Annotated in this window: 14 protein-coding genes; 1 reads left to right on the top strand and 13 read right to left on the bottom strand. The window is 66.3% G+C overall.

Annotation, left to right across the window (positions count from 1 at the left end; all coding sequences use genetic code 11):
- Nucleotides 1-19: 19 nt before the first annotated feature.
- From kdpB to MLP_RS13635, 4 genes are read right to left on the bottom strand one after another with little or no spacing between them, the layout of a single operon-like run.
- Nucleotides 20-2,068: a potassium-transporting ATPase subunit KdpB gene (kdpB, locus tag MLP_RS13620; RefSeq protein ID WP_013863699.1), complete on the bottom strand. Its 2,049-nt coding sequence runs from the start codon at nucleotides 2,066-2,068 to the stop codon at nucleotides 20-22.
- Nucleotides 2,065-3,726 (bottom strand): potassium-transporting ATPase subunit KdpA, encoded by a 1,662-nt coding sequence (gene kdpA, locus MLP_RS13625; RefSeq protein ID WP_013863700.1) that lies wholly within the window; start codon nucleotides 3,724-3,726, stop codon nucleotides 2,065-2,067. Before kdpA ends, kdpB begins: the two co-directional genes overlap by 4 nt.
- Nucleotides 3,723-4,475: a DUF4118 domain-containing protein gene (locus MLP_RS13630; RefSeq protein ID WP_172641573.1), complete on the bottom strand. Its 753-nt coding sequence runs from the start codon at nucleotides 4,473-4,475 to the stop codon at nucleotides 3,723-3,725. Before MLP_RS13630 ends, kdpA begins: the two co-directional genes overlap by 4 nt.
- A gap of 53 nt (nucleotides 4,476-4,528) precedes the next feature.
- The gene (locus MLP_RS13635; protein ID WP_013863702.1) at nucleotides 4,529-5,335 is read right to left on the bottom strand and encodes a MerR family transcriptional regulator; all 807 of its coding nucleotides are present in this window, start codon (nucleotides 5,333-5,335) and stop codon (nucleotides 4,529-4,531) included.
- Nucleotides 5,336-5,388: 53 nt separating this feature from the next.
- On the opposite strand from MLP_RS13635, the gene MLP_RS13640 reads away from it, so the two are divergent.
- Nucleotides 5,389-5,667 (top strand): hypothetical protein, encoded by a 279-nt coding sequence (locus MLP_RS13640; RefSeq protein ID WP_013863703.1) that lies wholly within the window; start codon nucleotides 5,389-5,391, stop codon nucleotides 5,665-5,667.
- Between the two features lie 46 nt (nucleotides 5,668-5,713).
- On the opposite strand, the gene MLP_RS13645 is transcribed toward MLP_RS13640, so the two are convergent.
- The 9 genes from MLP_RS13645 to MLP_RS13685 form a co-directional block, all read right to left on the bottom strand.
- Nucleotides 5,714-6,442, bottom strand: coding sequence for a dienelactone hydrolase family protein (locus tag MLP_RS13645; protein WP_013863704.1), 729 nt, complete (start codon nucleotides 6,440-6,442; stop codon nucleotides 5,714-5,716).
- A 27-nt stretch (nucleotides 6,443-6,469) separates the two neighbouring features.
- Complete coding sequence (locus MLP_RS13650; RefSeq protein WP_013863705.1) at nucleotides 6,470-7,471, bottom strand: sugar phosphate isomerase/epimerase family protein; 1,002 nt, start codon at nucleotides 7,469-7,471, stop codon at nucleotides 6,470-6,472.
- Entirely contained in the window at nucleotides 7,468-8,673 is a 1,206-nt protein-coding gene (locus tag MLP_RS13655) for a Gfo/Idh/MocA family protein (protein ID WP_013863706.1), read from the bottom strand. The genes MLP_RS13650 and MLP_RS13655 overlap by 4 nt, the downstream gene beginning before the upstream one ends.
- Before the next feature lie 92 nt (nucleotides 8,674-8,765).
- On the bottom strand, nucleotides 8,766-9,785 hold the full coding sequence (locus MLP_RS13660) for a LacI family DNA-binding transcriptional regulator (protein ID WP_013863707.1): 1,020 nt from the start codon (nucleotides 9,783-9,785) through the stop codon (nucleotides 8,766-8,768).
- Between the two features lie 35 nt (nucleotides 9,786-9,820).
- Entirely contained in the window at nucleotides 9,821-10,687 is an 867-nt protein-coding gene (locus tag MLP_RS13665; protein WP_013863708.1) for a sugar phosphate isomerase/epimerase family protein, read from the bottom strand.
- The gene (locus tag MLP_RS13670; protein WP_013863709.1) at nucleotides 10,684-11,700 is read right to left on the bottom strand and encodes a Gfo/Idh/MocA family oxidoreductase; all 1,017 of its coding nucleotides are present in this window, start codon (nucleotides 11,698-11,700) and stop codon (nucleotides 10,684-10,686) included. The genes MLP_RS13665 and MLP_RS13670 overlap by 4 nt, the downstream gene beginning before the upstream one ends.
- Before the next feature lie 32 nt (nucleotides 11,701-11,732).
- A complete protein-coding gene (locus tag MLP_RS13675) occupies nucleotides 11,733-12,548 on the bottom strand; it encodes an ATP-binding cassette domain-containing protein (RefSeq protein ID WP_013863710.1) in 816 nt (271 codons plus the stop codon).
- Between the two features lie 3 nt (nucleotides 12,549-12,551).
- Complete coding sequence (locus tag MLP_RS13680; RefSeq protein WP_041790059.1) at nucleotides 12,552-13,616, bottom strand: ABC transporter permease; 1,065 nt, start codon at nucleotides 13,614-13,616, stop codon at nucleotides 12,552-12,554.
- Between the two features lie 70 nt (nucleotides 13,617-13,686).
- Nucleotides 13,687-14,676, bottom strand: coding sequence for a sugar ABC transporter substrate-binding protein (locus tag MLP_RS13685; protein WP_013863712.1), 990 nt, complete (start codon nucleotides 14,674-14,676; stop codon nucleotides 13,687-13,689).
- Between the last annotated feature and the right edge of the window lie 125 nt (nucleotides 14,677-14,801).

The following is a 14,801-nucleotide window of genomic DNA, read 5'->3' on the forward strand; positions in this document are numbered from 1 at the left end:
GTCGACCTTCCTCACCATCTCAGAGCGCCAGCGCCGGGATGAGTGATCCCACGCCGACGAGCACCAGGTCGATGAGCTTGATACCGAGGAACGGGGCGATGATCCCGCCGAGTCCGTAGATCACCAGATTGCGACGGAGCAGCGCCGACGCGCTCGCCGGTCGATAGCGCACACCACGCATGGCAAGCGGGATCAGTGCCACGATGATCAGCGCGTTGAAGATCACCGCCGACAAGATCGCCGACTCCGGTGAGTGCAGCCGCATGATGTCGAGCGCCGCCAGACCGGGATAGGTGGCGACGAAGAGGGCGGGGAGGATGGCGAAGTACTTGGCGATGTCGTTGGCCACCGAGAAGGTCGTCAAGGCCCCGCGGGTGATCAACAGCTGTTTGCCGATCTGCACCACGTCGATCAGCTTGGTCGGATCGGAGTCGAGATCGACCATGTTGCCGGCCTCCTTGGCCGCCGAGGTCCCGGTGTTCATGGCCACTCCGACGTCGGCCGCCGCCAACGCCGGCGCATCGTTGGTGCCGTCCCCGGTCATCGCCACCATCCGGCCACCGGACTGCTCGGCTCTGATCAACCGCAGCTTGTCCTCCGGGGTCGCCTCCGCCAAGAAATCGTCCACCCCGGCCGCGGTGGCGATCGCCTCGGCTGTGGCCGGATTGTCGCCGGTGATCATCACGGTCTTGATCCCCATGGCCCGAAGCTGTCCGAACCGCTCCGCGATGCCCGGTTTGACCACATCCTCGAGCTGGATGACTCCCAGCAGCCGGCCGACTCCGCCGCGCCGTTCGGCGACCACCAACGGCGTACCGCCTGACCTAGCGATCGAGGTGATCGTCTCCGTCATGGGCCCGGCCCCATCGGACTCCGACCAGGCAGCCACCGCCGAGCCGGCGCCCTTGCGAAGCTGGTGGGAGTCGGCCAGGTCGACCCCGGACATCCGGGTCTGGGCGGTGAACTCGACGGCCACGCTGCCCGGGGGCTCGGTGTCGTCCGCGGCTCCCCGCTCATGCGCCAACGCGACGATCGAGCGTCCCTCCGGAGTGAGATCGGCCAGACTGGCCAGCCGAGCAGCGTCCCGCAGTTCCGCCGCCGTGACACCGGGCGCGGGCAGGAACTCGGTCGCTCGCCGGTTGCCCAGAGTGATGGTGCCGGTCTTGTCCAACAGCAACGTGGCAATGTCACCGGCCGCCTCGACGGCACGGCCGGACAGGGCGATCACGTTCGCCCGCACCAGTCGATCCATGCCGGCGATGCCGATGGCGCTGAGCAGGGCGCCGATCGTGGTGGGGATCAGACACACCAGGAGCGCGATCAACACCACCATCGACAGTCGCTCGCCCGCGTACGCCGCCATCGGGGCCAAGGTCGCGACGGCCAGCAGGAAGATGATCGTCAACGACGACAGCAGGATCGACAGCGCCACCTCGTTGGGGGTCTTGCGTCGCGACGAACCCTCGACCAGGGCGATCATCTTGTCCAGGAAGGACTCGCCCGGGGCAGCGGTGATCTTGACCGTGATCTGGTCGGACAACACCGTGGTTCCGCCGGTGACGGCTGATCGGTCGCCACCGGCCTCGCGGATGACCGGCGCCGACTCGCCGGTGATCGCAGACTCATCGACGCTGGCCACGCCTTCGATCACGTCACCGTCGCCTGGAATGATCTGGCCTGCCGCGACCACCACCCGGTCCCCAGGCAGCAGGTGGCTGCTGGGCACCACCACCGTGGTACCGGCGGAGGTCAGCAGCCGGGCCTCGGTCTCGGTACGCGCCTTCCGCAGGGTGTCCGCCTGCGCCTTGCCTCGGCCCTCGGCCACCGACTCGGCCAGGTTGCCGAACAGCACCGTCAGCCACAACCAGCAGGCCACCGCGACGCTCAACGAACCTGGCTGTACGACCGTGGCGATCGTGCAGGCGACGGCACCGACCCAGACCACGAACATCACCGGGTTGTGCCACAGATGACGAGGATCCAGCTTTCGCAGCGCGCCCGGCAGTGCGGCACGCACCTGCGGCACGGTGAGTGCGGACGGCTGTGCCCGGCCGACGGCAGCCGTCATGACAACGCCTCCGCAATGGGTCCCAGCGCGAGCGCCGGGAAGAAGGTCAGACCGGAGACGAGCACGATCACTCCCACGAGCAGCGAGACGAACAGGGGTGTGTGGGTCGGCAGCGTGCCCTCGGATCTGGCCACCGACGGTGGGCCGGCGAGCCGACCGGCGAGAGCGATGACGGCGATCATCGGTACGAAACGGCCCAGCGCCATCACCGCGGCGAGGGTGAGCTGGAAGAAGGTCGACGTCACCGTGAGTCCGGCGAAGGCGCTGCCGTTGTTGTTGGCCGCCGAGGCGTAGGCGTAGAACACCTCGGAGAAGCCGTGCGGGCCGGAGTTGGCCATCGCGCCCAGGGTGCTCGGCACGGCCATCGCGATGCCGAGCCCGAGCAGCACCAGGGCGGGCGAGCTGAGCACGTACCCGGCGACCCAGGTCATCTCCCGCGCGCCGATCTTCTTGCCCAGCAACTCAGGAGTCCGACCCACCATCAGTCCTGCGATGAAGACCGCCACGATGGCCGCGATCAGGATGCCGTACAGGCCGGAGCCCACACCCCCTGGAGACACCTCGCCGAGCACCATGTTCAGCAAGACGATGCCGCCGCCGGCCGCGGTCATCGAGTCGTGCATGGCGTTCACCGCACCTGTCGAGGTTCCAGTGGTGGCGGTCGCGAACAAGGCGCTCGACCAGATTCCGAACTGGGTCTCCTTGCCTTCCATCGCCGCTCCGGCCGCCGCGGGCACCGAACCCGATCCGGTCAGCTCCGCCCAGGTCGCGAGCGCCAGCGCGGATCCCCAGAGCACCGCCATCGCCGCCAGCAACGCGGTCCCTTGTCGCCGGTCGCCGAGCATCGTCCCGGCCGTCCTGGTCAACGACACCGGAATGACCATCAGCGCGGCGATCTCGATCAGGTTCGACACCGGCGTCGGGTTCTCGTACGGGTGAGCGGAGTTGGCGTTGAAGAAGCCTCCCCCGTTGGTGCCGAGCAGCTTGATCGATTCCTGGCTCGCCACCGGACCACCCGGCAGCGCCTGCCTACCACCGGCGATCGTGCTGATCACCCGATCCGGATCCAGGTTCTGGATCACCCCGCAGACCAGCAGCAAGATCGCCACGACAACGCTCAGCGGCAGCAGCAGTCGCAGCACGATCCTGGTCAGATCCACCCAGAAGTTGCCGAGTGCGGTGGTCTGCCGAGCGGCGAGACCACGCAGCAGCGCCGCAGCCACCGCGATGCCGACCGCCGCCGAGACGAAGTTCTGCACCGTCAGCCCGGCTGCCTGCGCGGTATAGCCGAGCGTCGACTCACCGGCATAGGACTGCCAGTTCGTGTTGGTCACGAAACTGACTGCCGTGTTGATCGCCATCGGCAGCGACATCCCCGCCATTCCGCGGCTGAACGGCAGCAGCGGCTGCCAGCTCAAGATCGCGACCAGCAGCAGGATCGACACGAGCGAGAACGCCAGCACGGCTGTCGCGTAGCTCCGGGCGTTCTGCTCGCCGTCCGGGTTCACTCCGAAGAGGCGATAGAGCCCGCGCTCGAGCCGGGTATGCCGAGTCGGGGTCAAGACCGCGGCCAGATAGTCACCCAACGGCACGTACGCCAGGGCGAGCAGCACGATCAGGGCGGCGATGGTCAACAGCCCCGAAGCGGTGTCGCTCATCGCCCCATCGCCTCCTGACGCACGACAGCCCCGACATGATCGGCCAGCACCGCGGCCACTTGGCGTTGCTGATGAGTCGGACGTGCCACATGCGTCGCAGCGACCAGCCGGAATCCCCCGGTCTGTCCCTGCCCGCCGCCGGCCGGGAGCCAGATCTCGGTGTCGGTCGGCAACCCGGACCGGTCGACATCGACCGGCTGGCCACGACGCGTCAGCGATCCGTCCGGCTGCAGCACTGGAGCATCGACGTCCGCATGTGGCGCGTAGTCGGCCTGGTCCAGGTCGAGCAGGTCGACCAACTGCTTCTCGACGTGCTCGATCACGGTGCGGGACGGCGCCGCCCCGACCAACGAGCCGGTCGTCTGCACGATTCCGTCGAGATAGCCGTGCTGCTCGCTGGCGCGGGCCTGCTGGCGACGTCCCCACAAGGCCAGCTCCGTCACCGCCGCACCGATCACCAGCAGCAGCACGGTGGTCTGGACATCGGCCGCACTGTGGATGGCGAACGTCCCGTACGGCTGGGTCAAGAAGACGTCGAAGCCGGCCGCGCTCACCACCGCCGCCGACAGACCCGCAGCCCGCGAACCCAGCGATGCGACCGCGACCACGATCAGCACCAACACCAGCGCGGCGTTGGTGTTGGCCAGCTCCGCGCGTAGCGACGACAACAGCAGGCACACCGCCAGCGGCACCAGGATCCCGATGGCGATCAGTGCCGTCGTGGTCAGGGCTCGTTCCTTGGTCCTCACACCACCCAGGCAACCGCCGCGCCGGCTGGCGAGCACCGATCTTGACGCGATCTTTACGGGTCTTGACGCAACTTTGACTGGTCCGCGGCCATCGCGTGCCCCGCTTGATCGGACGGCGGCGTCGAGGATGCGAATCGCCTCGTGATGAGCTGGTCGAGGCGTTGCCAGGCGGGGCTGTCGATGCCCAGGTGTCCGATGAGGATGTCGATCGTCTCCGGCGGCACCTTGTCGAAGTCGGGGAGGTCGGAGACGAGCGTCATGCGCCGTGCCAGCTGTGCCGCCGCGTCGGCGAGCTGATCGAGTCGAGGATCATCGGGCTCCCAGTCGATGGCTTCGTCGTAGCCGCGGAGCACCGCGACATACTCGGCATCGTCCAGCAGGGCCGTGCGTGCGGGAAGGAGGATGGCTCGAGTGATGTCCGGGACGACAGCGTAACCAAGGATCCAGCCGTCGCGGATCGTGTCCTCGTGGCGTTCGGACAGACCGATGGCGCGGAGCCGATTCATGTACTCGACCGCCTCGGGCGGAAGGCAGAGCCGATCGGGCTGGTCGAGGTGGCGTAGCCGGGTCCGGCGTTGTCGGAGTTGGCGGATGTGATCGCGCAGTTCGGTGTCGATCCGGTCGATCTGTTCGGCAACGGTCCCGGCATCGGCGGTCAGTACGTCATTGATACGGGCCAACGGCACCCCGGCCTGGGCAAGCGTGACGATGCGGGTCAGGTCGATGATCGCCTGCGCGTCGTAGCGCCGGTATCCGGAGGCGTCTCGTACTGGTTCGGGCAGCAATCCCTTGGCATGGTAGACGCGAACGGCCTTGGTCGATACGCCGACGTAGTTGGCGAGCTGCCCGATCGTCAACATCCCTCATTGTCGCACTTGACCTTGCCCCTGGGGCAAGGTCGCACGCTGACTTCATGACCGATCACGACTTCGATGAAGCCACCCTTCGCGCGCTCTCCGACGAGGGCAACGAGACAGCGCTGGACCGGCTCGCGGACCTCGCCGATGCCCGCAGTGACGTAGCCGCACTGTCCGAGCTGCTCGACGAAGGCAGCGAGTACGCCGGACGTCTGCTGACCCGCCGCGCCGTGGCGAACCGCGACCTGCGTGAGCTGCAACGGCTCTCCGACGCCGGCAGTCCGGACGCCGGAACGGAACTGGAGCGACTCCTCGGTGGAGGACGCCAGTCGTGACGGTGCCCGCGAGAAGCTCTACTCGGTCACAGGGTCGCGGTCTCGATCAGCGACCGGTGAGGAAAGAGATCGCCTCGGTGAGACCGAGTGTGGTCAGCGCCGGGTCATGCCGCGGTCCGATATCGCGCATGAACGCGTGCTCGCCACCTGCATAGATGTGCAGTTCGAGGTGCTCCAGTCCGGCGGCGTACAGCCCGCTGATCGTGTCGAGACGGGCCTGGGCGGGCACGTGAGGGTCGTTGCTGCCGAAGATGATCAGCATCCGCCCACGGATCGCCCCGGCCGCAGCCAGCGAGCCGGGGTCATCGGCGCCGAGCGATCCGTTGTGCAGGCCGGTCGGATAGCAGCAGACGGTCGCCGCCACCCGATCATCGAACGCCGCCCGGAACGCCAGATGTCCGCCAAGGCAGAACCCGACGACATCGATCTCGTCGATGTCCGGGCGGGCGTCCAGATAGTCCAGCATCGCACGACAGTCAGCATCGAACTGCGCCGTGGTGGTGTGCGCAGCCGCGTCCAGTCCAGCCTTCTTGCCGGCATCGTCGAACTCGAGTGCGACCCCGGCGAGTTCGCGGGGATAGATCTCGGGCAAACACACCAAGAACCCGGCCGCAGCGAGCTGGCGGGCTGTCCGCAGACTTGATTCGGTCAACTGGAAGATGTCGGTGTAGTAGAGCAAGGCTTGTCGGCGTCGGGGACCGACCGGCTCGATGACAATGGCCTGGATGTCTCCGTCCGGTCCAGGTACGGCGATGCGCTGTTCGACAGTCTTCACGGTCGCAACACTAACGACCAGGGCCCGCTAAGCGATTCCCGCTCGCCGGGCGGCATCGAGCAGTACGCCGGCGGCGACCTCGAGGCCCTCGATCCGGCCCAGCGAGACGTCCTCGTGCTCGATGTTCACCCACATGTCCCGGTCGACGGCATACAGCGCCGACAGCCAGGTCGACCAGTAGACGGCGTCGTGACCGCGGCCCAGGGCCACGAAGTCCCAGGCGGCCTCCTTCGGCCACTCGTTGGCCCACTCGTCGCCACCCAGGTTGGTACGCGGCTCGTCCGGCGACAGCCGGCGGAACCGGTTGTCCAGCACGCCGTAGACGGCGGCCGCGGGGTTGATCTTGACGTCCTTGGCGGCGGCGTGGAAGACCAGCGGACCGAGGTCCTGCACCACCGCGACCGGGTCCATCCACTGCCAGAACAGATGTGAGGCATCCAGCTCGACGCCGATATGGGTGGCGCCGGTGCGCTCCACCAGCTCACGGATCCCGGCGGGGTTGAACACGATGTTCTGCGGATGCAGTTCCAACGCGACCTTGACGCCGTGATCGGCCGCAAGCCGGTCGGTCTCCCGCCAGAACTCTTCGGCCACCGTCCACTGATAGTCCAGCACGTCCAGCGCAGCGGAGTTCCAAGCATTGACGATCCAGTTCGGCCGGGTCGCGCCCGGCTCACCGCCTGGCAGCCCGGACATGGTGACCACGCGGGTCTGTCCTAGCCGGGCCGCCAGCCGGATCGAGCGGCGTACGTCCTCGGCGTGCTTCTCCCCCACCGTCGGGTTGGGATGCAGCGGGTTGCCGTTGCAGTTCAGCCCGGCGATCTCCACCCCGGTGCCCTCGAACAGCCCCAGGAACTCGTCCCGCGCGTCGTCGGAGAACAGGATGTCGTCAAAGGTCGGGATGTGCGTGGCCGGCAGGAAGCCACCGGAGTTCAGCTCGATCCCGGTCAGTCCCAGGCCGCCGATGATCTTCAGCGCCTCGGGCAGCGTACGGTCGTGCAGGATTGCGTTGTAGACGCCGAACTTCATCGAGAGATCTCCTCAGCTTGAGTGGAAACGGTGACCGCGGCACCGGCACGACCGGCAGACTCGGCGACGGCAGCGAGGACTTCCATGTTGTGCACACCTTCGGCGAACGAGGCGCAGCGCGGCAGGGACTGCTCCTCGGGCAGCCCTGCCACTTCCTCCAGGAACGCCCGCGCCTGATACGCGAACCCGTCGTTCTGGCCGAGACCGACCCCTGGAGCGTCCATCGGCAACCCACCCGCGACGTAGGGGTGATCCGGGCCGATGAGCACGGTCCGATAGCCGTTGGTCCCGGCTGCGCTGCCCTCGTCGAGCATCAGCTGGAACTCGGCCGGGCGCTCCTGCGCCCACGAGGCCGCGCCTCGATCGCCGAAGACCTCGAGCACCAGACCGTTCGGATGTCCGGCTGCCACTCGAGATGCCTGGACCACTCCGGCGGCGCCGTTAGCGAAGGAGGCACTGAACGCGGCATAGTCGTCGTTCTCCACCGGCTCGTACGTGTCGCTCACCGCGACCTTGCCGTGACCGACCACTGCCTCCAAGGGGACGGGACGCTCGGTGATCGTGGTGGCAAACCGGCCCCCGCTGACCTCGACGATGTCGTCGGCCAAGAACTCGGCCAGGTACGCAGCATGGCTCCCGATGTCGGCCAGCGCCCCAGACCCTGGCTGACCTCTGAACCGCCAGCTGATCGGCCCCTGCGGGTCACAGGCGTAGTCGCACCAATAGCGGACGTCGACGTGCAAGACCTTGCCGAGCGTGCCGTTCCGGATCAGCTCACGCAATGCGGCCACACCCGGCGCCCGACGGTAGGTGAAGCCGATCCGCGCCACCGTGCTGGCCGCGTCCGCGGCGCCCACCATCGCCCGTGCGTCCTCCAGCGTGTCGCTCAGCGGCTTCTCGCAGAGCACATGCTTGCCGGCGGCCAGCAGCCCCTCGACCATCTCGCGGTGCAGTCGGTTGGCAACGACCACGCTGACCACGTCGACAGCAGGGTTCTCGGCGACCGCCTGCCAGCTGGTGACTGCTCGCTCATAGCCGAACCGACGCGCCGCAAGGTCGCCCAGTTCGGCATTGGCATCGGCAATGGAGACGTACCGCAGCGGCGGCAGCGTCGAGGCATAAAGCGTGGGGGCGATCCGATAGGCGGCGGCATGAGCCCGACCCGCCATACCAGCGCCAATGACTGCGACACCCAGAGTCATCGGGCAACCTCTCACTTCAAAGCGATGTGATGGAACTCACTAGAGCGTTCTAGGAAGGCGTCTTAAACGATAGGGATCAAGCGACGTCCATGTCAAGACATGCCAAGGGGTGGCGGACAGGTGCTCTGCCGGAGCCGCAACTCCGGCTCCAGGATGATCTCCCGATCCTCGATGCGGCGTTGCTTGATCCGGTCAATGGTCCGCTCCACTGCGAGACGAGCCAGCTCTCCGGGCTCCTGGCGGACACTGGTCAGCCCGACCGGGGACAGCATGGCCAGCTGACTGTCGTCCCAACCGATGACTGAGATGTCGCCAGGCACGGAGATCCCTTGTTGGGCGAGTACGCCCATGGCGGCGATCGCCGTGTCGTCGTTGTACGCGATCAGTGCAGTCGGGAGGTCATCCTCGTTGGCCAGCAGCCGTAGCGCAGCGCGTTGACCATCGAGCTGTGCCTGTCCGCCGGGCACGAGGCGCATCGTGCCCGCCAGGCCCCGCTCGGTCATTGCTGCCACGAACGCCTGCCGGCGGGCCACACCGATCACCGTCTCACCGCCGTCGAGATGAGCGATCCGCCGATGTCCCAGGGATGCCAGATGCTCCACGGCAATCGCCATTGCGGTCTCATCGGAGGTGCGGACGATGTCGACCCGAGGGTGATCGACGTGCCAGCCGACGACCACCACCGGCAGTTCACCGGCCAGCAGCGGTTGCTCCGTCGGTGGCCCGAGCATGATCAGACCGTCGAACCGGAAGTCCTGCAGCGACGCCAATGCGGTGGCCTCATCACGGCCAGGGGTGACGGCGCTCAAGATCAGGTTGTGATCGTGTTCGGCTGCGGCGGCGTACAGACCCTCCAGCAGATCGAAGTGGAAGGTCCCCACGCCGACCCCGAACATCACCCCGATGAGCTTGGACTTCTGACCACCCAGGGACCGCGCGCGGACGTCTGGTCGATAGCCGAGCTCCCGGGCGGTGGCCAGCACCCGCTCGCGGGTCGCCGCGCTCGCCCCAGGTGCGTCGCGCATCACGATCGAGGCCAGGGCGCGTGACACCCCAGCCTCGGCCGCCACGTCCTCGAGCGTGACTCGCCCGCTGCGTCTCGCCACCGCCACCTGACCAGTCTGCAGGGTCAGCCCGGGAAGTGCCCTCAGCGCGTGAAATGTTCGGTGATCAGTGCCTGAGCCTTCTCCCGCTGCCGGGTGTTGACCCCGTCGCGGTCGTCTTCCCAGCCGAACACACAGGAGGAGATGACCCCGTCGAAGCCGACCGAGGCCAAGGCCGCGAAGACCTCCTCGTACGGCACCTCGCCGCGCCCCATCTCCATGTGCTGGTGCACCCGCACCGGGTTGCCCGGCGGGTTGGTGATGTAGCGCAGACCGTTGTTGCTGGTGTGGTCCCACGCGTCGGCCAGGTGCACATAACGGGTCTTCTCCGCCGCGCACTGGATGATCTCGGTCGCCGAATGTCCCTGATGGAAGGCGTGCGGCGTGCAGTAGAGGAAGCCGATCCAGTCCTTGTTCAGACCGCGGATCAGCTCGATCGCCTCGATGCCGTCCTCGATGAAGTCGTCGGGGTGCGGCTCCAGGATCAGCTCCACTCCCTCCCGCTCGAAGATCGGCAGCAACTCGTCCATCGACTTGAGGAACTGCGCCTCGGCATGCTCGGCCGCCTCAGGTCGCCCGTTGAACTCGGAGTTCATCACGTTGACGCCGAGGTCCACGGTGATCTGGATGGCACGTTTCCAGGCGCGTACGGCGGCCTGGCGTTCGTCCTCCCCCGGCCCCGACCAACGCTGCACCGGCAGCACGGACGCGATCCCGACGCCGGCGTCCGCGGCGACCTTCTTGAGTTTGCGCACCCCTGCGTCGTCGATCCGCGGGTGCTTGAAGAACGGGACGAAGTCAGCCTTCGGCGAGATCTCCATCCACTCGTAGCCCATCCGGGCCACGTGATCGGGCAGCTCGTAGACGGTGCTGGTCGAGTAGTACATCTGCGGATCGAGCGCGAGCTTCATCGGGCGGCCTCCGGGCGGGTCTGGAGTTGGACTTCGACTTTGCCGTCGACGGTCAGGGCCTGGACACCGGCCTCGCAGACCGCGACCGCGGCGTAGCCGTCCCAGGCACCGGGTCCGTCGATCGTGCCCTGGCCGGCGGCGTCCACCCAGCGCTGCAGCTCGACGGCGTACGCCTGCCCGAACCGCTCGACGAAGCCTGGGGTGATCCGGCCTCCCCAGCGGCCGTCGGTCGACTTGACCTGCAGGTTCTGGTCCAGACCGATCAGCGCGCTGCCGGACTCGCCGACCACCTCGGTACGCACCTCGTACGCGACCCCGGTGCGCACGTAGATCTCGTCGGTGACGATCCGTCCGGAGGTCATCTCGAAGATCACCAGCATCGGGTCGTTGGTGCCCTCGGGAGCCGTGGACGTGGCCACGCCCTTGATCACCTGCACGGAGGCGATCTCCTCGCCCAGCAGGAATCTGGCGACGTCGACCTCGTGCACCACCGAGTCCCTGATCATGAACTCGGAGTTGAAGTGCGGCGGCACGGCCGGGTTGCGGTGGGTGCAGTGCACCATCAACGGGTTGCCGAGGCCACCGTCGACGATCAGCTCCCGCAGTGCGGCGTACTCCGCGTCGAACCGGCGCATGAACCCGACCTGGATCAGCTGCTTGCCGAGTGCGGCCTCTTTGGCGACGATCGCGTACGCGGAGTCGACATCGGTGGTCAACGGCTTCTCGCACAGCACGGGCTTGCCCGCATCGAGGCAGGCGTTCACCTGCTCGGCATGGGTGTTGCCGGGCGTGGCCAGCAAGACCGCGTCGACCTCTGGGTCCTTGATCGCCTCGATCGGATCGGCCACCACCCGAGCGCCGATCCGAGCGGCCACCTCTTCGGCCTTGGCCTGTACGAAGTCGTTCACGACCGTGACTTGAACGCCGCGGATGCGGCTGGTCAACAACTCGGTATGGAACGAGCCCATCAGGCCGAGGCCCAAGACGGCGACACGCAGGTCAGTCAATTTCACAGCTTCCTTTTCTGTTGAGAATGATCTGGATCTCAGCGTTGGAGTTCGTGGCTGAGTTCGGTGAGTTCGTCGCCGCCGGCCATTTGGCGGGTGAGTTCGTCGAGGCCGACGTCGGAGCGTTTGCGGTCGAGGACGGCTTGGCCGAGTTTCAAGATGATGAAGTGGTCACTGACCAGGTAGGCGTGGTGTGGGTTGTGGGTGATGAATACCACCCCCAACCCGGCATCCCGGGCGGCCGCCGTGTATTTCAGCACGACCCCGGACTGTTTCACGCCGAGGGCGGCGGTCGGCTCGTCCAGGATCAGGACGCGGGCGCCGAAGTAGACGGCCCTAGCGATGGCCACGCATTGGCGTTGGCCGCCGGACAGGGTGCCGATGGGTTGGTCGATGTCTTTGACCACGATCCCCATCTTCCGGAGCTCTTGGTCGGCGATCTGTTTCATCTCCTTGACCCGCATCCCGGCCAGCGGGAACTTGGAGGTGACGAGTTCGGAGCCGAGGAAGAAGTTCCGCCACACCTCCATGAGTCCGACCACGGCGAGGTCTTGGTAGACGGTGGCGATGCCTTGGCCGAGGGCTTCGCGGGGGGAGGCGAAGGTGGTCGGGTTGCCGTGCACGAGCATGGTGCCCTCGTTGTGCGGGTGCAGCCCGGCGATGATCTTGATCAACGTCGATTTCCCGGCCCCGTTGTCACCGAGCACACCGGTCACCTCCCCGGCCCTCACGGTCATGTTGATGCCCTTCAACGCCCGGATCGCCCCATACGTTTTCCCGACATCAACCATCTCCACCAACGCCTCACCCTTGTGCAGCTCCGGATCGGCATGCTCACGCAAACTATCGGTCATGGGTCAGCCGACCTTTCGGGTGGTGGAGAGTCTCTTCACATACAGGTTCACCATCACCGCGAGCAGCAGCATCACGCCGAGGAACGCGCGGAACCAGTTCGGATCCCACCCGGCGTACACGATGCCCAACTGGGTCATGCCGAAGATGAACGCGCCGATCGCGACGCCGATCGCGTTCCCGTAGCCGCCGGTGAGCAGGGTGCCGCCGACGACGGCGGCGATGATGTAGATGAACTCGTTGCCGACCCCGTTGCCGGCCTGCAACGTGTTGAACCGGTACAAGGTGTGCATGCCGACGAACCAGCCAAGGAAGGAGACGGCCATGAACAGGCCGACCTTCACCCGGATCACCGGCACACCCACCGCCCGCGCGCTCGCGGCGTTCCCGCCGACCGCGTAGATCCAGTTGCCGATCTTCGTCCGGTTCAAAATCCAGGAGGACAAGGCGACGAACAAGAACCACCAGATCACCGTGTTCCACACCGTGACCGGGCCGATCTTGAACGACCCCGCAAAAATCGTCGACAAGACGGCGTAGCCGTCCATCTGGGAGATGTTCGGGCTGGACACCGCGCCGGATACGAGTTTGGTGACACCCAGGTTCGCGCCCTGCAACACGAAGAACGAACCGAGGGTGATCAAAAAGCTCGGGATGCCGGTGCGCATCACCATGTAGCCGTTGAAGAACCCGATCCCCAGACAGAACACCAACGACACCACCGCGCCCACGATCAAATTGATGCCCAGGTAGTAACAGAACAAGGCGTTGAACAAGCCCGCCGAGGTGACGATCACACCCGCCGACAGATCGAACTCACCACCGATCATCAACATGCCGACCGCGACCGCGACAATCCCGATCGTCGACGCCGCATACAACACCGTGAACAACGACTCCGCCGACCGAAACGACGGCGCCACCACCAAAAAGAAGATCAAGATGACCACCGCAGCCACCGCGGCACCCACCTCAGGACGAGCAAGAAGACGATTCGACCAACCCAACTTCACCCGGTTCGACGCCTCCGACGGCGCACCCACCGGCGCCGACTTCACAGACTGACTCATAGCGCTCCAATCTCCATTGAAAGAACCAAGAGAGGCGGCCGGCCCCCGTCGGGGGCCGGCCACGATCCGGCTACCGAGTGTTGTTCTTTGCGAACGGCAGGATGGCGTCGATGTTGTCCTTGTCGACGAACGACGGGCCGGTCAGGACCGCCTTGCCACCACCGATGTCGTTACCGTTCTTGATGTAGAGGTAGAGCGACGACACGGCCAGATAGCCCTGCAGATACGGTTGCTGATCGATCGAGAACTCGATCTTGCCATCCTTGATCGCCTGCGCCGCATCGACATTCAGATCGAATGTGATCAGTTTCGCCTTGCTGGAGGACTGTTCCATCGACTTGAGTGCGTCCAGAGCGATCGGCGCGCCCAGCGTGACGATGTAGTCGATCGACGGATCCTGCTGCAGCTTCGCCTGCAGGCTGGCCACCACCGCGGAGTCGTCGGCGCCGTTGACCTGGATGTTCTCGGTGCCCGGCACCTTGGCCTTCACACCAGCGCAGCGTGCTTCCAGAGCGACCGATCCGGCGGCTTGGATGACGCACAACGGGTGCTTGCCGCCGGCCTTGGCGATCCGTTCGCCGGCGGTCTGGCCGGCCAGCGTCTCATCGGAGCCGAAGTACATCAACGCACCCAGCTTCTGGTAGTCGTCGATGCCCGAGTTGAAGCCCACCAACGGAATGCCCGCGTTGGTAGCCGACTTCACCGCACCAGCCAGTGCGTCCGGGGTGACCAGCGTGGTGGCGATCCCGTCGACCTTCGAGTCCACCGCAGCCTGGATCAGCTGAGCCTGCTTGTCGGCTTGCGGATCGTTGGAGTACTTCAGTTCGGAGCCCGTGTCCTTGGCCGCCTGCTCTGCACCCGCTCGAATCTTGTCCCAGAACGTGTCGCCGGGGGTCTCGTGGGTGACCATGGCGATCGTGTAGCCGGAATTGCCGCCCCCACCACCACTGCCATCATTCGATTCCGTCTGTGGAGCACCGCCACCACTGCATGCAGCGAGGGTCAGCGCCAAGGCGGCCGCAGTGCCAACCGCCAGCACACCGAGTTTGCGAGGGATCATCAGCGATTCCTTTCACGTCCGAGCACGCTGCTCGTGACAACCGGTCGGCAGTTGCAGGGCCAACCAGGCCGATTCCGCATCCGCCATGCTGTGTCTTGAATCACTGGCGCTCACCAGTGATGAGA

Source organism: Microlunatus phosphovorus NM-1 (assembly GCF_000270245.1).
GTDB classification, from domain to species: domain Bacteria; phylum Actinomycetota; class Actinomycetes; order Propionibacteriales; family Propionibacteriaceae; genus Microlunatus; species Microlunatus phosphovorus.